Annotated in this window: 20 protein-coding genes; 2 read left to right on the forward strand and 18 right to left on the reverse strand. The window is 64.0% G+C overall.

Annotated elements, in window-relative coordinates; all coding sequences use genetic code 11:
* From FYM52_RS13945 to FYM52_RS13960, 4 genes are all read right to left on the reverse strand, one after another.
* On the reverse strand, nucleotides 1-726 hold a 726-nt coding region (locus FYM52_RS13945), incomplete at its 3' end, for a hypothetical protein (protein WP_154164533.1).
* A complete protein-coding gene (locus FYM52_RS13950) occupies nucleotides 723-1,877 on the reverse strand; it encodes a DUF58 domain-containing protein (protein WP_154164534.1) in 1,155 nt (384 codons plus the stop codon). The genes FYM52_RS13945 and FYM52_RS13950, both read right to left, overlap by 4 nt.
* A gap of 12 nt (nucleotides 1,878-1,889) precedes the next feature.
* Nucleotides 1,890-2,861, reverse strand: a complete 972-nt coding sequence (locus FYM52_RS13955) for a MoxR family ATPase (protein ID WP_154164535.1) — start codon at nucleotides 2,859-2,861, stop codon at nucleotides 1,890-1,892.
* A 186-nt stretch (nucleotides 2,862-3,047) separates the two neighbouring features.
* On the reverse strand, nucleotides 3,048-3,425 hold the full coding sequence (locus FYM52_RS13960) for an oxidoreductase (RefSeq protein WP_042415629.1): 378 nt from the start codon (nucleotides 3,423-3,425) through the stop codon (nucleotides 3,048-3,050).
* A gap of 222 nt (nucleotides 3,426-3,647) precedes the next feature.
* On the opposite strand from FYM52_RS13960, the gene FYM52_RS13965 reads away from it, so the two are divergent.
* Nucleotides 3,648-4,499 carry a M23 family metallopeptidase gene (locus tag FYM52_RS13965; protein ID WP_154164536.1) on the forward strand — a complete coding sequence of 284 codons (852 nt, stop codon included), beginning with the start codon at nucleotides 3,648-3,650 and terminating at the stop codon, nucleotides 4,497-4,499.
* A gap of 65 nt (nucleotides 4,500-4,564) precedes the next feature.
* Here FYM52_RS13965 and FYM52_RS13970 read toward each other — a convergent pair whose 3' ends face one another.
* Nucleotides 4,565-5,167, reverse strand: a complete 603-nt coding sequence (locus FYM52_RS13970; protein WP_154164537.1) for a DUF2242 domain-containing protein — start codon at nucleotides 5,165-5,167, stop codon at nucleotides 4,565-4,567.
* 253 nt (nucleotides 5,168-5,420) lie between these two features.
* Here FYM52_RS13970 and FYM52_RS13975 point away from each other — a divergent pair, with 253 nt between their 5' ends.
* Complete coding sequence (locus tag FYM52_RS13975) at nucleotides 5,421-6,224, forward strand: META and DUF4377 domain-containing protein (protein ID WP_154164538.1); 804 nt, start codon at nucleotides 5,421-5,423, stop codon at nucleotides 6,222-6,224.
* A 221-nt stretch (nucleotides 6,225-6,445) separates the two neighbouring features.
* Here the strand turns inward: FYM52_RS13975 and FYM52_RS13980 are convergent, their stop codons facing one another.
* The 13 genes from FYM52_RS13980 to hflK form a co-directional block, all read right to left on the reverse strand.
* Nucleotides 6,446-6,700, reverse strand: a complete 255-nt coding sequence (locus FYM52_RS13980) for a hypothetical protein (RefSeq protein ID WP_238826220.1) — start codon at nucleotides 6,698-6,700, stop codon at nucleotides 6,446-6,448.
* Between the two features lie 283 nt (nucleotides 6,701-6,983).
* Nucleotides 6,984-7,859 carry a hypothetical protein gene (locus FYM52_RS13985; RefSeq protein WP_154164539.1) on the reverse strand — a complete coding sequence of 292 codons (876 nt, stop codon included), beginning with the start codon at nucleotides 7,857-7,859 and terminating at the stop codon, nucleotides 6,984-6,986.
* Nucleotides 7,860-8,062: 203 nt separating this feature from the next.
* Nucleotides 8,063-9,616: a nitrogen regulation protein NR(I) gene (ntrC, locus tag FYM52_RS13990; protein WP_154164540.1), complete on the reverse strand. Its 1,554-nt coding sequence runs from the start codon at nucleotides 9,614-9,616 to the stop codon at nucleotides 8,063-8,065.
* A 44-nt stretch (nucleotides 9,617-9,660) separates the two neighbouring features.
* A complete protein-coding gene (gene glnL, locus FYM52_RS13995) occupies nucleotides 9,661-10,734 on the reverse strand; it encodes a nitrogen regulation protein NR(II) (RefSeq protein ID WP_154164541.1) in 1,074 nt (357 codons plus the stop codon).
* Nucleotides 10,735-10,762: 28 nt separating this feature from the next.
* On the reverse strand, nucleotides 10,763-11,275 hold the full coding sequence (locus FYM52_RS14000; RefSeq protein ID WP_154164542.1) for a hypothetical protein: 513 nt from the start codon (nucleotides 11,273-11,275) through the stop codon (nucleotides 10,763-10,765).
* A gap of 219 nt (nucleotides 11,276-11,494) precedes the next feature.
* The gene (gene glnA / locus FYM52_RS14005; RefSeq protein WP_043386509.1) at nucleotides 11,495-12,910 is read right to left on the reverse strand and encodes a type I glutamate--ammonia ligase; all 1,416 of its coding nucleotides are present in this window, start codon (nucleotides 12,908-12,910) and stop codon (nucleotides 11,495-11,497) included.
* 270 nt (nucleotides 12,911-13,180) lie between these two features.
* Nucleotides 13,181-14,002, reverse strand: coding sequence for an EI24 domain-containing protein (locus FYM52_RS14010; protein WP_154164543.1), 822 nt, complete (start codon nucleotides 14,000-14,002; stop codon nucleotides 13,181-13,183).
* A gap of 230 nt (nucleotides 14,003-14,232) precedes the next feature.
* Entirely contained in the window at nucleotides 14,233-14,757 is a 525-nt protein-coding gene (locus FYM52_RS14015; RefSeq protein ID WP_042415649.1) for a phosphoribosyltransferase, read from the reverse strand.
* Nucleotides 14,758-14,811: 54 nt separating this feature from the next.
* Entirely contained in the window at nucleotides 14,812-16,188 is a 1,377-nt protein-coding gene (locus tag FYM52_RS14020; protein ID WP_154164544.1) for an adenylosuccinate synthase, read from the reverse strand.
* 30 nt (nucleotides 16,189-16,218) lie between these two features.
* The gene (locus tag FYM52_RS14025) at nucleotides 16,219-17,367 is read right to left on the reverse strand and encodes an ATP phosphoribosyltransferase regulatory subunit (RefSeq protein ID WP_154164545.1); all 1,149 of its coding nucleotides are present in this window, start codon (nucleotides 17,365-17,367) and stop codon (nucleotides 16,219-16,221) included.
* Between the two features lie 90 nt (nucleotides 17,368-17,457).
* Complete coding sequence (locus FYM52_RS14030; RefSeq protein WP_370513851.1) at nucleotides 17,458-17,619, reverse strand: DUF2065 domain-containing protein; 162 nt, start codon at nucleotides 17,617-17,619, stop codon at nucleotides 17,458-17,460.
* Between the two features lie 76 nt (nucleotides 17,620-17,695).
* Complete coding sequence (gene hflC, locus FYM52_RS14035; protein WP_042415662.1) at nucleotides 17,696-18,586, reverse strand: protease modulator HflC; 891 nt, start codon at nucleotides 18,584-18,586, stop codon at nucleotides 17,696-17,698.
* An 11-nt stretch (nucleotides 18,587-18,597) separates the two neighbouring features.
* Nucleotides 18,598-19,953 (reverse strand): FtsH protease activity modulator HflK, encoded by a 1,356-nt coding sequence (hflK, locus tag FYM52_RS14040; protein WP_042415665.1) that lies wholly within the window; start codon nucleotides 19,951-19,953, stop codon nucleotides 18,598-18,600.
* Nucleotides 19,954-20,010 lie beyond the last annotated feature (57 nt).

Below are 20,010 nucleotides of genomic sequence, written 5' to 3' on the forward strand. Positions count from 1 at the left end.
GTGCAGGGCTGGGCGGGTTCCCGGCCCCTCGCCCGCCTCGGGCCGGGAACCCGCCCAGCCCTGCACATCCCCACCGGGCAGGAAGCCAAAGCCCAGGGACGGCGGACGCGGTGCCCACAGGAACAGGCTGCTGGTCAGGGTGACCACCAGCGCCATGAAACCGCAGGCCAGTGCGATCTTCTTCCAGCCCGCCAACGGGGCCTGGGCCGCATGGTGCCAGGCCAGCGCCAGCGCACCCCACAGCCAGGCCGGCCCCAGGTAGAACCACAGCGTCCAGTCGGCCGCCCAGTCCGTCGCCAGCCAAAAGCCCACGGTCATGACCACCAGCAAGGCCAGATAAAAATCACGGTCGGTGCGCATGCGCGGTGCGCGGGCACCGGTGATCAGCAACAGGCACAGGCACAGCCACAAGATGGCGCCCCCGCGCAACAGCCCAGGGAACAGCAACACGGCCACCAGCGCGGTCACGCTGCCCATCGCGATGCTGCGCTTGCGCCCGGCCAGGGGCTCCTGGGTCAACATGTGCTTCCAGGCCCCGTGGAACCCCCACCAGGTCCACAGTGACCAGGCGACCAAGCCAAAGCCCATGCCCCCGGCGCGGCGGTTCAGGTACATCAAGGCCATGCAGGTGCACCAGTAGCTCAGCGCGGTCAACACCACCACCCCGCGCGTGCCCAGCCGCGGCGAGGTCGGTGCGGTCGCGGGCGTGCGACGCCACAGATTCATGCCACCTCCGTATGGGTCAGATACCCGGCCTGCGCCAAGGCCGGCGCCAATGCTTGCGGCACTGCCGCCCCTGCTGCCCCTTGCGCCAGGCACACCAACACCGGCCCGCCTCGCGCCCGCAAGCCCTGCAGGGCCTGCAACACCTGCGGGGGGGGCAGGCTGGCCGGCAGCACCACGGCCACCGACGCCCCGGCCTGCAACTGGGGCAAGGCCTGGTGCACCACCACCGGCAGGCTGTCGGGCACCGCCGGGACGGCGGCCAGCGCCAGCAGGGCCGCTGCGGGATCGGTCAGGGCCTCGGCATGTGGCGGCAGGTGCAGGCGCAGTTGCACATGGTGGGCCTGCGCCGCGGCGACGATGCCGGCGGCCAGGCGCATGGTCTGCTCACCATCGCTGTCCGGCTGGCCGCACGCCTGTGCATCGGGCACAGCCACCAGCACATGCAGGCGCAGGCTGCCGGTTTGCTGAAAGTGCTGGATCACCAGTTGCCCCGCACGCGCCGAAGCGCGCCAGCTCACGCGCCCCAGAGGCTCCCCATCCTGGTAGGCGCGCAGCAGGCCCAGCTCCATGGACGGCCCCAGGTGGCGTGTCGAGCGCTCGCCCTGCGGGTCGGCCGTCACGGTCCAGGGCAGGGGCCAGACAAACGGGCTGGGCTGCGGCAGCACCTGCACCGCCAGCTCGGGTGTGGGCATCTGCAGTTGCGCGCGCAGCAAGCCCAGGGGGAAACCGCTGGCCAGGCGCACCGACTGCAGCCGGTACACCCCCCGGCACGGAAAGGTGCACAGTTGCTCCAACGCCACCGACCGCCCCCTGCGCACCAGCGCCACGGTATGGCGCATGACCAGGCGTTGCGAGGCCCAGACCCACTCGGCCTCGATCTCGACCAGGAAGGCTGGCCAGCGCGCACGGCGCTCCAGCACCAGGTGCAGCGGGTAGGCCTGACCCTCGGTCACTTGTGGCGTCTCCTGCCCCAGCCAGCGCAGCTGCATGCCGCGCAGGGACAGCCAGGGCAGCAGATAGCCCAGCGTGCAGATCACCGCCAGGAACAGGAACACGCCGTAGGCCATGGGGTCCCGGCGGTTAAAGGCCGCAATCAGCATCAGGGCGCACAGCCCCAGCAACACGCGCGACTTGGACAGCCAGCGTTCCATGGCGGCGTGCCGTCAGCGCGGTGTGCGTTGCAGGGCCAGGATCTCGCGCACCACGTTTTCCGTGGCCTGCACGGGGTGCGCCTGCACATGCGGCTGGGCCAGCACGATGCGGTGGGCCAGCACGGCCGGTGCCACCTCGCGCACCACCGCGGGCTCCACGTAGCGCTGTCCGCGCACATGGCTCAGGGCGCGGGCCATGCGTGCCAGGCCCAGCGTGCCGCGCGGGCTGGCGCCGAAGCGCAGCATCGGGTGCGTGCGCGTGGCCGCCACGATCTGGGCCATGAACTGGGCCATCTCCGGCGTCACGATGACGGCGCGGGCGCCCTCGGCCAGGTCCGCGAACTGTGCCGGCGTGCACACCGGCTGCAGGCGCTGGATGGGGTGGACGAACTGCTGGCTCTGGATCAGCCCGGCTTCGGTCGCGAAGTCCGGGTAGCCCAGCGACAGGCGGATCAGAAAGCGGTCCATCTGCGCCTCGGGCAAGGGGAAGGTACCAGCCATGTCCATGGGGTTTTGCGTGGCCAGCACCACAAACGGCTGGGGCAGCGGCAGGCTGTGGCCATCGAGCGTCACCTGCCCCTCCTCCATGCATTCCAGCAGGGCCGACTGGGCGCGCGGGTTGGCGCGGTTCACCTCGTCGGCCAGCACGATGTGGGCAAACACGGGGCCGGGGCGCAGCGCAAAGCTGCCGTCCTTGGGGTTGTAGACCGGACCGCCCACGATGTCCGAGGGCATCAGGTCGGCTGTGAACTGGATGCGCTTGAACGACAACCCCACCGAGGCGGCCAGGGCCCGCGCCAGCATGGTCTTGCCCAGACCCGGCACATCCTCCAGCAGCACGTGGCCGCTGGCCACCATGGCCGCCAGCGCCCATTCCACCTGCTGGTGCTTGCCTTGCAGCACCTGCTCAACATTGCGCACGATGGCTTGCGCCAGTGGTGCCCCCGACTGTGCAGGGGTGGCCTCGGTCACCGCAGCGTCCATGTCATTCCCTCTCTGTGTCTGGTTCTGGAATGCCGCCATCTTCCAAAGAAGCCGCCGTGCCAGCAAGCCCCCGCACCCAAAATGCCACAGCCATGAAAAAGGCTGCCCCGGGGGCAGCCTCGGCCGCGTGCTTGCGAACAAAAATGGCTTTCAGCGCTTATCCAGCAAGCGCCAACAGCTATGCTTTTAGGCGTATTGCTGCAGACCGTGCTTGCTGTCCACCAGCTTGCCGGCCGACAGGGACATCATCAGCAGTGCAATCTGCTCGTGCATGATGACCGTGTGGGCATTGCGCGAATCCACCATGTACTGGCGCAGCTGCTCGCGCACCTTGGTGGCACCGGTCACGTCGATGATGATGTCCACCTGGGAGCCCAGGCTCACCAGTTCCATGAAGTTGTCGGTCACGGGCACCTGGTGCTGGCGGGCCAGCGCGATGCCGGGCAGCTCCAGGTTCAGATCGGCCACGCCCAGCACCTGCACGAACGGTGCATTGAACAGTTGCTGCAGCAGCGGGGTGCCAGTGTCACCGGCGCCGATGACTACGATGCGAAAAGCTTGCATGAGATAACTACCTTCCATCAGCCAGCCGTTCGCCCCAGAGGCACGGACCTGGTCAGAACCCGCAAGTGTCCCCGCGCTGCCGGCTGCGTTTTCTGCGCCACGTCAAGGACTCGGCAGGCCGCCCCCATCACCCCGCTGTCGCGGCCGTGCACGGGTGTGCCCCGCGCCCCAGCGCAGGCACGCGACAATGCAGCGATGCGAACCGCAGTTTCGGAATCTCTCATGCAACGACGCGACTACCTGGCCGCACTGGGCCAACTGGGCCTGTGCGCCGCCCTGCCCGCCTGGGCCGCAACCCCGGCCGACACCCCCTGGTTCCCCCTGGACAGCCGCGTCCCGGGCGGCGTGGCCCGCCTGTCGCTGGGCCCTTCGTCCTTTCGACCGCAGGTCACCACGTCGGAAGGCATGCCGGTGCTGGTGGTGGGCGACATGATCGAGTGGACGGCCCTGGTCGGCATTCCGCTGTCGGCCAAGCTGGGCGTGCACACGGTCACCGTGCACAGCGACGACGGCACCCAGTCCGTGGACTATGCCGTGCGCGACAAGCGCTACACCGAGCAGCAGTTGAAGGTCTCGCCCAAGACCGTCGACCTCTCACCCCAGAACCTGGCACGCCACGAGCGCGAACGTGCGCACCAGCAGACCATCATGGCCCTGTTCAGCAGCCCGGCACCGCAGACGGGGGACCTGCAGATGCGCCAGCCCTGCCCCGGGCGCCGCTCCAGCAGCTTCGGCCTGCGCCGCGTCTTCAACGGCCAGCCGCGCAATCCGCACAGCGGCATGGACATTGCCGCCGCCACCGGCACGCCCATCGTGGCACCGCTGCCGGGCAAGGTGGTGGATGTGGGGGACTACTTCTTCAACGGTGGCACCGTCTGGCTGGACCATGGCGGCGGGCTGCTGACCATGTACTGCCACCTGTCCAGCGTGCAGTGCCAGGTGGGCGATACGCTGCGCACCGGCCAGGCGTTTTGCAAGGTAGGCGCCACCGGCCGCGTGACCGGCCCCCACCTGCACTGGGGGGTCATGCTCAACCGCAGCATGGTGGACCCCGCGCTGTTCCTGGCCGAATAGCCCCCCAGCGCTTGTCTATCCAGCGCTGACTGCTATCAATTCACAAACCATAGCCGCAGCGCGGCTCAGCGCTTGCTGTGGGCCACGGGCTCCGCCGGCACATCGACCAGCAGGTAGCGGCGCATCAGGTCGAAGAAGCTGTCGTAGAACTGGTCGCTGGTCACGGTCTCGCTGCCGATCTTGATCATGGAGTCGTGGCCGGCCGCCACGGGCACCGACACCGAACCAAGCATGCTGACGCCCAGGCTGGCCGAGTTGCTGGCCATCTTCAGCGCGAAGCTGTCCTGCAGCGCACTCACAAAACCCATGCTGAGCTGGCCGTCGCTGCTCTCGGGCACGCAGGTGACACGGATGTTCATCTGCACATGGCGGTCCGGCTGGGGCTGGAAGCTTTTTTGCCCCTCGACCGTTTCCTGGTCGGCCTTGTTCACGATGTAGCCCTGGCTGAGCAGGGCACGCCGCGCAGCCTCACAGGTCTGCGCCGGCGTCGCATCAAACAGGCGCGAATAGGTCGCGGCCGAGCCGAACTTTTCCTGCACCTTGGGCATGGCCTCGGGCACGGGCGATCTCCCCAAGCCACCACACGCTGTCATCAACAGGGCCACCGCCACTGCGGTGCCGCCACGCACGGTGGCCTTGGCCCAACGGCCTCGCAACAATCTGGACATGAACGTTTCCACAAGACCCGAGATCCAACTTTCTGAACAAGCGACGGGTGGGCACTGCAGGCCGCCCCATCGCTCACTATTTTATAGCTCCTGCCATTCGCACGCCGGGCATGCACAGCCGTCATGAACGGCTTGATACATCGGCATACGATTACAGGGCTTGTCTCACACAAGCGCCCCCACACCGCCAACATACTTGGGGTTTGCATACGCCCCCACCGGGGCGTTGTCCATTTTGAGGAGAAGAACACCCATGCTGAACCGTACAAGCTTCACCGCCGCCAGTGTGCTGGCCGCCATGACCCTGGCCGCCTGCACCTCGGCCCCGCAGGCCACGACACCGGCCACCCCATCTTCGGTCAGTCTGCAATCCCATGAATGGCAACTGCATAAAGCCTTGAACGCACAAGGGACGGTGGACCCGCAATGGCAATTGCCCGGCACACCCCAGGGGCCAGCCCCCACCGTCGGCCTGCGCTTTGTCGATGCGCAGACGGTCAGCGTGGAGAACCTGTGCAACCGCATGCATGGGCGCTATACCCTCAACGGCACCAACATCCAGGTCGAGCGCCTGGCGAGCACCCTGATGGCCTGCCCCAACGCCAACCTGATGGCCCTGGAGCGCAAGGTCGGACAATGGCTGCCCCAGGCCCGGACCTGGAAGATCGTGGGCAATGCCAACGCCCCGGTGCTGGAGCTGCAGTTTGACAATGGCGCGCGCTGGCAACTCACGGGCAGCCCCACCTACGAAACGCTGTACGGCGCCAGCGAGCGCATTTTCCTTGAGGTGGCCCCCCAGCAAATGGCCTGCAGCCACCCCCTGATGCCGAACGCCAAATGCCTGCAGGTGCGCGAAGTGACCTACGACGCCCAGGGCATCAAACAAGGCCACGGCGCCTGGGAGGCGTTCTACGGCGCGATCGAAGGCTATACCCACCAGGATGGGGTGCGCAATGTGCTGCGCCTCAAGCGCTACACCCGCTCGCCAGTGCCTGCCGATGCCTCCAAGTACCTGTACGTGCTGGACATGACGGTGGAAAGCGAACGCGTGCGCTGATACTGCCGTGCTCCGGCTCCGGCGCCATGCAAAAAGCCCTTGGATCACCTCCAAGGGCTTTTTGCATGGCCCACAGGCCACCGCCATTTGTACCCAGCATCTGTGGGCCCAGCTGTGGACAACCCACGGGAAAAGCCACCAAGCTTTTGAATCAAAACAGCTTTTACAAGCTGCTCAAAAATTAAGTAGATTCCACAAATCGGTCAGCCGCCCCATCGTCCTCAGACGAAATGGAAGGTGCCGTCCACGAACATGGAGGCACGGTGCCCACGTTCACTGAATTCGTCCGCGTACGACCAGAAGGCTTTCACGGTGCCGTTCTCGGTATCGATCACCTGGCTCACCGTGAAGCCCGTCTTTTCGATCCAGTTCAGGAAATGCAGCGTGTCTGACAGTTGGAGATAGCTCAGTCGCTCATTGCCCTGGGTCACATTACCGTTCTTGTCCGTGACACACCAGTGCAAGTCTCCACGCACAGAATATCGGACCTGTGCCGTGCTTTCCGGGAATTGAATCACTGCCTCGCGTCCCAACAAGGCCCCGGTGTAGTGCATTGTCATACAAGCCCCCTTTGCAACCATGCTTTGGATATGGCGCTGGTCGCCATCGCCTGGAATCGATTGTTCTGCGGGCGTCACAGGACATGCTGTGAGAATTTGGCGCATCCTCGAGCCATCACCTTGGCGGATGGCGACATAGGCGTTTGGCTGATACGGGACACCCCTATGTGGCCGGCAACGGTTTGGTGGGCACCGCTTCTTATTCGAGATTCCAGTTGTGGCGCACCCAGCTGAGCTTTTCCATGTGCACGCGCAAGCGTTTGGACTGCATTTGCAGCAGCTCCCGGACCTCGACAGGCAGCGTCTTGCGCAGCGCCCGCTGGTAGCTGGACAGCAGGGTGCGTTCGCGCAGCTCGCAGACCTCGAACACCTGGGCCGGCGCCCAGTCCGACAGGTCGTCGCGCCAGGCCATCCAGCGCCGGCGCAACCTGCTGGGCCACGTGGTCAAGCCCATGTCCTCTTTGTGAAACGCACGCTTCACATGGCTGTGCAAGGTGTAGGCAAAGTCACGCAGCATCAGGATGTGCCGTTGAATGACCTGGTGGGCGAAGTCACTCATGGGGATGGTGCACATGCGTTGCAAATCCTCGGCCAGCAGGGCGCAGCCGCGCTGCAGCGGCAACAGGCTGGCCGCGGTCTCGCGGCTGCACTCCACGCGTGCTGCCGGCTGCTGCACCTTGCGCATTTGCTGGCTGGCATGGAGCCAGGCCGCATGCACGGCCTGGTGCACCTCGCGCCAGGGCAGCAGGCTGGAGCCACTGCGCACGGCCCACTGCCGGTGCAGGCGATCGGCCAGGTCTTCAAACTCAGCATCCGGGTATTGCAGCGCCGTCTGCCAGCCCAGTTCATAGGCCGGGCGGTACTGGTCGTAGCTGCGGCCGGCGACGTAATAAGGTGCCTGTGAGAAGCGCTCGCGCCAGTAGGTGTCCTCCTGCTCGGAAACCAGGCGCATGTGGATATCTAGGGTCAGCACGGCAATGTCGCTGTCAGGAGGGTGGTCATAGCGTGCCACGCCGGTCTGCACCGCGGACAGTGCCGTGCTACGTGCCGGATAGTGGGGAAAAGTAAGCAGCATGGGCTATGACAGATTTCAAAAGCAAGTGAACGCCAACTTGGCGATGCTTTTGATTCTCAGAAACCATGCGCAGTCCGACGGTCGGCTGATACGAACGGTCGATGTAGGACGGCCCCGTCTGCCCTGCCCGACCCGCCATCGCCATGAAAAAAGGGCATATCGCAGATATGCCCTTGTGCCGTGGTGCCTGTCGGCGGATGCGGCTAGACCTCGTCACCCGCTCCACGCTCGGGGCCGTCCAGCCCCAGCTCCTGGATCTTGCGCGTGATGGTGTTGCGCCCGATCCCCAGGCGCTGCGCAGCTTCCATGCGCTTGCCGTGGGTCAGGCCCAAGGCGGTCGTGATCAGGCTGGACTCGAAGCGCTTGCTCAGCACGTCCCAGACCTCCTTGCAGTCACCCTGCAACAGCTTGCGGGCATCAGCCTCCAGCAGGCTTTCCCAGCCAGGCCCGACATACCCCGCGGCGGCAGTGGCCGCCCCACTGGCCTGCGGCTGTGCGGCGCTGGCTACCGGAACCTCCGCCACCGTGCCGATCTGCAGAGGCACCAGGCCCGCGGGCTCGACCGGTGCAGTACTGGCAGACGCACCCAGCACCTCCGGAGGCAGGTCCTGCACTGAAATTTGCTGGGCCGGAGCCATGACTGTCAGCCAGTGGCAGATGTTCTCCAGCTGGCGCACATTGCCGGGGAAACCGAACTGCGCCAGACGCTGCAAGGCGGCCTCCGAAATGCGCTTGGGCTCCACCCCCAGCTGCTTGGCGCTGCGCTGCAAGAAATGCTTGGCCAGCATGGGCACGTCCTCGGAACGCTCGCGCAGCGAGGGCAGACGCAGCCGGATCACATTCAGGCGGTGGAACAAGTCTTCACGGAACACCCCATCCTTGACCCGCTGCTCCAGGTTCTGGTGGGTGGCAGCAATCACGCGGACATTGCTTTTGACCGCCGTATGACCACCAACCCGGTAAAACTGGCCGTCAGACAGCACGCGCAACAGCCGGGTCTGCAGATCGAAGGGCATGTCCCCGATTTCGTCCAGGAACAAGGTCCCGCCCTCCGCCTGCTCGAAACGCCCCCGGCGCTGTGTCTGCGCCCCGGTGAAGGCGCCACGCTCATGGCCGAACAGCTCCGACTCCAGCAAATCCTTGGGAATGGCGGCGGTGTTGATGGCCACGAAAGGGCCGTTTGCGACCGGCGAGTGCTTGTGCAAGGCTCGGGCCACCAGCTCCTTGCCCGAACCGGATTCGCCGGTGATCAGCACGGTGACAGCACTCTGGCTGAGGCGGCCGATCGCCCGGAATACATCCTGCATCGCTGGCGCCTGGCCCAGCATTTCGGGCATGGCCGTCTGACGCTCCTCGGCAACCTGCTCGCGCTCGCTTTCCTCCACCGCGCGGCGAATCAACTCCACCGCCTTGGGTAGATCGAAAGGCTTGGGCAGGTACTCGAACGCGCCGCGCTGGAAGGCCGACACCGCACTGTCCAGGTCCGAGTAGGCGGTCATGATGATGACCGGCAACTCCGGCTGCTGCGCATGCACCTGCTCCAGCAGTTGCAAGCCCGAGCCGCCAGGCATGCGGATATCGCTGACCAGGACACGCGGGCCCTGGTGTGCAGGATCGCCTTCCGGCAGATCGGCCAAGGCGGCCAGCACTTCGCGAGGGTTACTGAAGCTGCGGGTGTCCAGGTTTTCGCGAGCCAACGCCTTTTCTAAGACGAAGCGGATCGAGGGGTCGTCATCTACTATCCAGATCGGCTTCATATGCTGTGTTTACCTTCCGTTGTTTGTTCTTGAAAGACCCGGTCTCACGGCAGCGGGATCAGGATCCGAAAATCCGTGCGCCCCGCCATGCTTTCGCACTCGATGAGGCCGTGGTGGCGCTGCACGAATGTCTGCGCCAACGGCAGCCCCAAGCCGGAACCGCCATCCCGCCCCGTCACCAGCGGATAAAAAATCCGCTCCTTGATGTGGTCCGGTACGCCGGGTCCGTTGTCAATCACATGCAATTCCAATGCCAACCTGTGGCGCTGGCGACCAATCGTCACCTGGCGAGCCACCCGGGTGCGCAACACGATTTCGGCCTCGCCACTGGCAATCTTGTCGGAGAGCACCTGTGCGGCGTTTTGCACGATGTTCAGCAGCGCCTGGATCAGCTGCGCGCGATCCCCCTTGAACTCCGGGATGGAAATGTCGTAATCCCGGCGCACTTTCAGGCCCTGGGGGTACTCCAGCAGGACCAGGGAGCGCACCCGCTCGCACACCTCATGGATGTTCAGGTCGGCCAGCTGGTGCGGGTGACGGTGCGGGGCCAGCAAGCGATCGACCAGGCTTTGCAGGCGATCGGCCTCATGGATGATGACCTGGGTGTATTCCTTGAGCTCACGGCTGTCCAGCTCCATCTCCAGCAACTGGGCCGCACCGCGAATGCCGCCCAGCGGGTTCTTGATCTCGTGCGCCAGATTGCGCACCAGCTCCTTGTTCGCCTGGGCCTGCTCGACCAGGCGCTCCTCGCGGTCCTGGCGGGCCTGCTGCTCCAGCACCCACAGCTCCACCAGGCTCAAGTCCGTGTGCTCAATCGGTGTCAGCGTGACATGCACGAACAGCGGCTCTTGCACCGTGCGCTGCAGGCCGGTGTCGAAGCTCATCGCCGCATAGCCGTGCCCATCCGAGGATTGCAGGCCCGTGCGCAGCAGCGAGGGCGAGGCCAGGTACTGGGCGAACTCCACCCCTTCGAGCATGCGCCGCGACATGCCCATCGCGCTTTCCAGGGCGGCGTTGGCAAACACCACGGCGCCCTGCTGGTCAACCACCACCGCCAAGGTAGACAGCAAATCCAACGCAGCAAAACGCTGCACATCACGGGGAACTGCAAGCGACATGGACAGACCACTCAACTTTCAAAAACAATCAGCCACCAGAGTGGCGTGCCAGCTCTCGCTGGATGCCGGCAATGTCGCTCTCCTGGCGGGCAATGCTGGCCTTCAAGCTCTCCAGGCGCTCGTTGTAGACCTGCGAATTGCGCAACTCCAGCGCCGACTTGGTCGGGTAGCCGTCGTTGTATTCAGCCTTGAGTGCCTTCAATTTCTCCTGGGCCTTGACCAGCTCGGCCTGCAGGATGGCCCGGGCATCGCTGTCACGGGCTTTTTGCTGGCTGGGATCGACCTGCACTGCACGGGCGCCCGCCGGTGCAGGCGTAGAGGCCTTGCCCTCACCAGTCCCGGCGGTGGGGGCAGACGCGGGGCGGGTGTGCACCACGGTCACATGCCCGCCTTCCACCACCTGGCAGTTGCGCTGCTTGGCGATGGCGGCGCTGTTGGTGTACTCATTGCCACAACGGTAAATGCGCTCCTGGGCCTGTGCCGCAGGCAGCACGGCGGCACAGGCCAGCCAGCAGGCGGTTGCTCCGATCAGTTGCTTCATAGTGTTCACACCTCCAACGTTCAAATCCAGGCGCCGTGCCGCAGAACCAGCATGCATGGCGTGTCTGTATGGCATTGTGCAATGCCCGACCTGCACTGTCCCGGATTGTCCGACCTGGGCCACCCGCTGCCGCCGACAAAAAAGGCAGCCTCTCGGCTGCCTTTTTGTGTCGTTCCAGCACAGGGGCCACGCATGCATGCCCAGCCCCTGGCGCCGGAATTACAGCGAGTAGTACATGTCGTACTCGACGGGGTGCACGGCCTGGCGGAAGCGGGTCACTTCGCCCATCTTCAGTTCGATGTAGGCGTCGATCATGCTGTCGGAGAACACACCACCCTTGGTCAGGAAGGCGCGGTCCGCGTCCAGGGCTTCCAGCGCCTGGTCCAGGCTGTGGCACACGGTCGGCACCAGCTTGTCTTCCTCGGGAGGCAGGTGGTACAGGTCCTTGGTGGCGGCTTCGCCGGGGTGGATCTTGTTTTCCACGCCGTCCAGACCGGCCATCAGCAGCGCTGCGAAGCCCAGGTAGGGGTTCATCAGTGGATCGGGGAAGCGCGCTTCCACGCGGCGGCCCTTGGGGTTGGCCACGTAAGGAATGCGGATCGAGGCCGAGCGGTTCTTGGCCGAGTAGGCAAGCTTCACAGGGGCTTCGAAGCCAGGCACCAGGCGCTTGTACGAGTTGGTACCGGGGTTGGTGATGGCGTTCAGGGCACGGGCGTGCTTGATGATGCCGCCGATGTAGTACAGCGCGAAGTCGGACAGACCGGCATAGCCGTCGCCGGCGAACAGGTTCTTGCCGTCCTTCCACACAGACTGGTGCACGTGCATACCGGAACCGTTGTCACCGCTGTAGGGCTTGGGCATGAAGGTCGCGGTCTTGCCGTAGGTGTTGGCCACGTTCCAGATCACGTACTTCTGCAGCTGGGTCCAGTCGGCACGCTCCACCAGGGTGGAGAAGCGGGTGCCCAGTTCATTCTGGCCAGCGCCAGCCACTTCGTGGTGGAACACTTCGACGGGGATGCCCAGGGATTCCAGGATCAGGGACATCTCGGCACGCATGTCCTGGGTGCTGTCGACGGGAGGCACGGGGAAGTAGCCACCCTTGACGCGGGGACGGTGGCCACGGTTGCCGCCTTCAAACTTGGTGCCGGTGTTCCAGGGGGCTTCGTACTCTTCGATTTCGAAGAAGGGGTTGTGGGGTTCGGTGCCCCAGCGCACGCCGTCGAAGATGAAGAATTCGGGTTCGGGACCGAAGTAGGCGGTGTCGCCCAGGCCGGAAGCCTTCAGGTAGGCTTCAGCGCGCTTGGCCACGGAACGGGGATCGCGGTCGTAGGCCTTGCCGTCACCGGGTTCGATCACATCGCACTGCAGGATCAGCGTGGTTTCTTCGAAGAAAGGATCGATGTTGGCGGTGTTGGGATCGGGCATGAGCAGCATGTCCGACGCTTCAATCCCCTTCCAACCAGCAACCGACGAACCGTCAAAGGCGTGGCCCGAAGTGAACTTGTCATCATCAAAGTGCGACACAGGCACGGTCACGTGCTGTTCTTTGCCACGGGTATCAGTGAAGCGCAGGTCAACAAACTTGACCTCGTTTTCCTTCACTAGGTTCATCACATCTGCAACGGTCTTAGCCATCAGGTTCTCCTGGAAAAGCGCTTCATAGAAAGTACGCAGTTAGCAAAGCAGTTTGTGTGCCAGCTCGCCCGACACCCATCCACAAGCGGAAAGGCTGTGAAGTCCATGTTTTCACAGCCTTTTGCAATTCACCACTTTGGTGCAAATTCAACAAGCCATTCCGGACTTGCTTTCCATGCACTATTTTAGTTCCTGGATGTGCACCACATTGGTGCAATCACCAATATGCGGCACGCCCTGCACCAAGTGGCAAAAAACACACAACGGTTTTCACGGCCGCGTGCCTGCCGGTGGTGCCGCCTGCCCGGCATCCGGCGCGGCATGCTCCCGCAGACTGTCCAGGGCGACCAGGCCATAGTGCGCAAACCAGAGCGAGGAAAACGCCAGCACCAGCGCATAAATCCACACGGCCACCGGAATCAGCACCCAGAACGCCGCGGCGAACACCACCCCCGACGCCCACACCAGGCTGGGCGCAGCGCCCAGGTAGCCACAGACCACACCCATCAGCAGCAAGCGGTAGCGGTGGGTGGCCAGGACGGTCTGGCGCTCAGCCGGGCTGGCGTGCTCGGCCAGGGCATCAAAGGCCATGACGCGGTAGGTCAACCAGCCCCAGATCAGCGGCGGCAGCACCAGCACCAGCGGTGGCACCAGCCACAGCGGCATGGACAGCACCAGGGCCAGCAAGGCCATGGCCGTCGATCCCAGGGCCCACAGTGCGCTGCCCACCCAGCCCGCACCCTGCTTGCGCTGCAGTTGCGGAAAGCGGCGTTCGGCCACCAGTGCCACCATCTGCGGGGTCATCACCACGGCCACGATGGCCAAGGCCACCATCACCATCACCGGGCTGATCACCAGCACCAGCAAGACCGCCGCCGCCACGGCGCTGGCCGATGCTGTGCCCTGCCCCATCCAGCCCCACAACCATTCCAGCCAGGCCTGCACGCTGGCCGCGGCAGCGTCCCACCAGAACACCCCGACCAGCGCCGCCATGCCGGCCACCAGCAGCAGGGGAAACAAAGACCAGGCAATCACCCGGCCCCGCAGGCAATCGGTCACCGCGCGCCACAGCGCATCCAAGATCATGTGCATGCTGCCAAGCATAGCGGCGCCGACCTGCCCGGCACAAGGCCAGTGGCACGCTGGCCCCTGCACACCCCAAGCACATCAAAAAGCAGAGCTGCTGGCGCTGATCAAAACTGGGTTGCAGATACTTTTTGGATTGAAAGCGTTGAATGACGCGCGCCGACTGCTCTTATTTATAGATTTTGAAAATAAAAAAAGGAGCCCCGGGGGCTCCTTGTGTCGACATGCACGCTGGCTTACAGCTTCCACTTGTCCATCAGCTTCTCGGGCGACAGGTTGTCGTAGCCTTCGAAGGGTTGGTGGATCCAGGGGTTGGTGGGCAGGTCTTCCACAGAGTAGTCAGCGCGGAAGGTCGACACACCCTTGGTCCAGATCACGGCGGTACGCAGCTCGGTGATGGGCTGGTAGTTTTCCTTGAGCATCTTCACCACGGCATTCAGCGTCACGCCCGAATCGGCCAGGTCGTCAACCAGCAGCACGCGGCCGGCGATCTCACCCTTGGGGGTGGCGATGAAGCGGCCGATGTCCAGATGGCCCTGCACGGTGCCGGCTTCGGCGCGGTACGAGCTGGTCGACATGATGGCCAGGGGCTTGTCGAAGATGCGGCTCAGGATGTCACCGGGGCGCAGGCCACCACGGGCCAGGCACAGGATGGTGTCGAATTCCCAGCCGGACTGGTGGATCTTGAGGGCCAGCTTTTCGATCAGGCCGTGGTATTCGTCGTAGCTGACGTACAGGTGCTTGCCGTCTTCAGTCAACATGGTCGTGTTCCTGTGTAATTTCGCGAGGAGCGTGTTTATAGAGGCAACGCCGCTTCAGCCCGCGCTGTAGGGGTTTTGCATCAGGATGGTGTGGTCGCGGTCGGGACTGGTGGAGACCATGGCGATCGGCACACCGGTCACTTCGGCGATGCGGTCCAGGTAACGGCGCGCATTCACAGGCAGCTTGTCATAGTCGGTCACACCCACGGTGGAATCGGTCCAGCCGGGAATAGATTCGTAGATGGGCTTGCAGCGCTCGATGTCGTCCGCGCCCATGGGCAGAATGTCGATCTTCTCGCCGTCCAGCTCATAGCCCACGCACAGTTGCAGCTCTTCGATGCCGTCCAGCACGTCCAGCTTGGTGATGCACAGACCGGACAGGCCGTTGATCTGGGCCGAGCGCTTGAGCAGCGCGGCATCGAACCAACCACAGCGGCGCGAACGGCCGGTGGTCACGCCCTTTTCGGCGCCCACGGTGGACATGACGTAGCCCGGTGTGCCTTCCTTTTCCCACTCCAGCTCGGTGGGGAAAGGACCGCCACCCACGCGGGTGCAGTAGGCCTTGGTGATGCCCAGGATGTAGTGCAGCATGCCGGGGCCCACGCCCGCACCGGCGGCGGCATTGCCGGCCACGCAGTTCGACGAGGTGACGTATGGGTAGGTGCCGTGGTCCACGTCCAGCAGCGTGCCTTGCGCGCCTTCAAACAGCAGGTTGGCACCGGCGGCATGGGCGTCGTTCAGCTCGCGCGACACGTCGGCGATCATGGACTTGAGCAGCTCGGCATGGCGCATCGCTTCGGTGTACACCGCGTCGAACTGCACTTCGCCGTCCTTCATGTAGGGGGCCAGGTGGGGACCGAAATCGAACTGCTTGGAGCCCAGAACGTTCACCAGAATGTGGTTGTGCAAGTTCAGCAACTCGCGCAGCTTGGTGGCGAAGCGCTCGGGGTGCTTCAGGTCCTGCACGCGCAGGGCACGGCGGGCGATCTTGTCTTCGTACGCGGGGCCAATGCCCTTGCCGGTGGTACCGATCTTCTGCGTGCCACCTTGCTCGCGGGCGGCTTCACGCGCCACGTCCAGGGCCTGGTGGAAAGGCAGGATCAGGGGGCAGGCTTCAGACACGCGCAGACGGTCACGCACGGACACGCCGGCCTTTTCCAGGCCTTCGATTTCCTCGAACAGCTTGCCCACGGACAGCACCACGCCATTGCCGATGTAGCACTTCACGCCAGGGCGCATGATGCCGCTGGGAATCAGGTGCAGTGCGGTCTTCACGCCATTGATCACCAGGGTGTGGCCGGCGTTGTGGCCGCCCTGGAAGCGCACCACGCCTTGGGCGCTTTCAGTCAGCCAGTCGACCAATTTACCCTTGCCTTCGTCGCCCCACTGGGTACCGACGACGACCACGTTGCGACCTTTGGTTGCTTTCATAATCTCAAATCCGATGAATTGAAAAATGCCTTAGATGGCTTGAACGACCCATTGCCCGGCGCTGGGCACCAGTGCGCGGTCGCAGTCGAATTCGTCCACTTCGCTCTCATGACCTGGCAACACGCACACCACGGTCTCGCCTTGGCTGCGCAACTGCGCAATGGCTTGACTGAGTTGCGCATCGTTGCCCCAGGGAGCGCGAATGGCCGCACGCAGCGGACGCGATGGCACCACCGACACCAGCTGCTTGATATCCAGTGAGAAGCCCGCCGCAGGGCGGTTGCGTCCAAACACGGAACCCACTTCGTCGTAACGACCGCCGCGCACCAGCGCATCGCTGGCACCAGGAGCGTAGACGGCAAAGCGTGTGCCGCTGTAGTAGGAGTAGCCACGCACGTCCGCCAGGTCGAACGTCAGGTTCGCTTGCGGGAACTGTGTGGCAAACCACTTGAGGTGCTGCAGCACGTGCAGCGTTCCGGGTGTGCGGGCCAGCGCCTTCTCCGCCTCATCCAGCACGGAGACATCACCGTACAGCTGCAGCAAGGCCTGCAGGCCTTCGCGCGCGGTCTGGGGAAAGCTTTTGGTGAGGGCCGCCAAGCCCGTGGCGTCCTTGGCAGCCAGCGCCGCGTGAACCTTCTGCAGCACGCTGGCATCCACCATGACCCCGGCCAGCAGGCTGCGCACGATGCGCACATCGCCCAGGTCCACGGTGAAGCCGGTCACGCCCGCACCTTGCACGCAAGCCAGCGCCAGGCTCAGCGCCTCCACGTCGGCTTCGGGTCCGGCATGGCCATAGATTTCAGCGCCGAACTGCAGCGGCTCCCGTGTAGCACGGGGGCGATCCTGCGTGGCATGCAGCACCGGACCGCAATAGCACAGGCGCGTCACGCCCTGGCGGTTCAGCAAATGTGCGTCGATGCGCGCCACCTGCTGCGTCATGTCAGCACGCAGCCCCAGGGAGCGTCCGGAAATCTGGTCGACCAACTTGAAGGTCTGCAGGTTCAGTGCTTCACCGGTGCCGGTGAGCAAGGACTCCAGATACTCCAGGAGCGGAGGCATGACCAACTCATACCCATAGCTGCGCGCCGTATCGAGCAAACCTCGGCGCAACTCTTCGATGTGACGTGCCTCAGAGGGCAGCACATCGGCGATGTGATCCGGCAGGACCCAAGCGGACATGGAAAAAAGGGGGAGGCTGTTAAAAACGTGATTCTATCGGCTATCGTCGGCCGCCCCCAACAAAGCCTTAAGGCCTAGCCATGATCCACGTTATTCAAGCCACCACAGCAGGCTTAAACCGACTGCGATACAGAGCAGCCCCACAGCGCGTATCTGGCTATCGCGCAGGGCCAGCAGCTGGATCAAGGTGGCGCGCCAGTAGCGCGGTGATGCAAACGGCAGCAAACCCTCGACCACCAACAACAAGGCCAAGGCAGTCCACCAAGAAAATCCGGATTCCATGAGGTGGGCTGGCCTTGGCCTGAAGGGCTACAGACGGTGCGCGCGCTTAGTTGCTGCTGGCTCCACTGCTGCGGTAGGACTTGAAGAAGTCAGAACTGCTGGGGTCAACCAGCATCACGTCGCTCTTGTTCGCAAAGCTGGCCTTGTAGGCTTCCAGACTGCGGTAGAACTTCGCGAACTGGGGGTCTTGCCCAAAAGCTCCGGCATAGGTTCGGGCTGCCTCGGCGTCGCCTTCGCCCTTGATCTTCTGTGCATCCCGGTAGGCATTCGCCACGGTGATTTCGCGCTGACGATCGGCTTCCGCACGGATTTTTTCACCCTCGGCAGCGCCGGTCGACCGCAGCTCGTTGGCCACGCGCTTGCGCTCGGCTTCCATGCGGCGATAGACGGATTCGGTGATGGTCTCCGCGTAATCCACACGGGTGATGCGCACGTCGACCACATCCACCCCCCAGGTCTTGCCACCGGTCACGGCATTCAGGACTTCCTGCTTGACATCGGCCATCAGGGTGTCGCGCTTGCTGGACAGCAGCTCGCGCACGGTACGCTTGTTGACCTCCTCTTGGAAGGCATTGCGCACCACACGGTTCAGCTGCATGGCACCGGCACTTTCGTCCAGACCCACGTTGCGGATGTATTCCGACGGATCGGTAATGCGCCAGCGCACGTACCAGTCGATCACCACGCGCTGCTTTTCGGCGGTCAGCATGGGTTCGGTATCGGTACTATCCAGTGTCAGCAGACGCTTGTCGATGTAACGCACGTTCTGGAACGGTGGCGGCATCTTGAAGTTCAAGCCCGGCTCGGTAATGACTTCCTTGATCTGCCCCAGGGCGTAGACCACGCCAAATTGACGTTGGTCCACCACAAAAAGCATGGAGCTCAGCACGGCCAGCACCACCAGCAGGCTAGAGGCAATAAATCCAACTCTGTTCACAACAGATCTCCTCAGCGGGACTCACGCTCGCGCGAGCGATTCACATCGCGCACACGGGCATCAATGGGGGTTGCGGGCACGACAGTGACACCGTTCTGCGCAGGCGTGCGAGCAGCATCCTGCGCGGCCTGTGGTGCAGCGCCAGAGCTGTGCAAGATCTTGTCCAGCGGCAGATACAGCAGGTTGGAACCCTGGCGCGAATCCACCAGCACCTTGGTCACATTGCTATAAACCTCTTGCAGGGTTTCGGTGTACAGGCGGTCACGCGTCACCTGGGGCGCCTTCTTGTATTCGGCCAGCACCGAGCTGAAGCGCTGTGCATCACCCTCGGCCTGCGCCGCGATGCGCTCGCGGTAGGCTTCCGCTTCTTCCTTCAAACGCGCAGCCGTACCTGCGGCACGGGGGATCACGTCGTTGGCATAGGCCTGGGCTTCGTTCTTGGCGCGCTCGCGCTCCTGACCAGCCTTGAGTACATCGTCGAATGCGGCCTGCACCTGCTCGGGCGGACGCACACCGCCTTGCTGCATATTGATGCCGACCACCTCCACACCCACCTTGTAGCGGTCCAGGATGGTCTGCATCAAATCCCGCACGCGCGGCGCGATCTGGTCGCGCTCTTCCGCCAGTGCGGTATCCATCTTCATCTTGCCCACCACTTCACGCACCGCAGTCTCTGCAGCCTGCACCACTGCGACGTCGGGGCTCTTGCTCTCAAACAGCCAGGCCCGGGCATCGCTCAAGCGGTACTGCACCGCGAACTTGATCTCGACGATGTTCTCATCCTCGGTCAGCATCGCCGATTCGCGCAGACCGGTGCTCTTGATGATGGTGTCACGACCCACATCCACGGAACGGATCTGCGACACGTAGACCAGCTCATGGTTTTGCACGGGATACGGCAAACGCCAATTGAAGCCAGCACCCACGGTCGAGTGGTACTTGCCGAACTGCGTGATCACCGCCTGCTGGCCTTCCTGCACGATGAAGAAACCCGTGCCCAGCCAGATCAGCACAGCGATACCGGCGATCACGCCGACGCCAATGCCTGCACCCTTCATTTCTGGCGGCTGGCTGCTGTTGCCCCCCTGGGGACCACGGGGAGGCTTGCCTCCAAACAGCCCCGAGAGCTTGCGATTCAGGTCACGCCACAGCTCATCCAGATCCGGTGGCTGACCCGCCTGCTGCTGGCCACGCGGCGGAGGGGGAGAGGAAGGAGGCTGTGCAGGACGGTCAGAATCCGGGCGCGACTCACCCTCCCCTGCTTGGTTGTCCTCTCCACGCCCCCAGCGGGGATCATTCAGATTGAACATTCCCCGCAAGCGTTCTGGCAGCACTGCCCAACGAGGGGCGCGATTCAGGAAATTCATGCGAAAAGTCTCAATTGGTATTGCTATGAACCATGTGGCATTGTGCCGAAATGTGCA

It is taken from the genome of Comamonas sp. CAH-2 (assembly GCF_009668305.1).
Classification (GTDB): domain Bacteria; phylum Pseudomonadota; class Gammaproteobacteria; order Burkholderiales; family Burkholderiaceae_C; genus Comamonas; species Comamonas aquatica.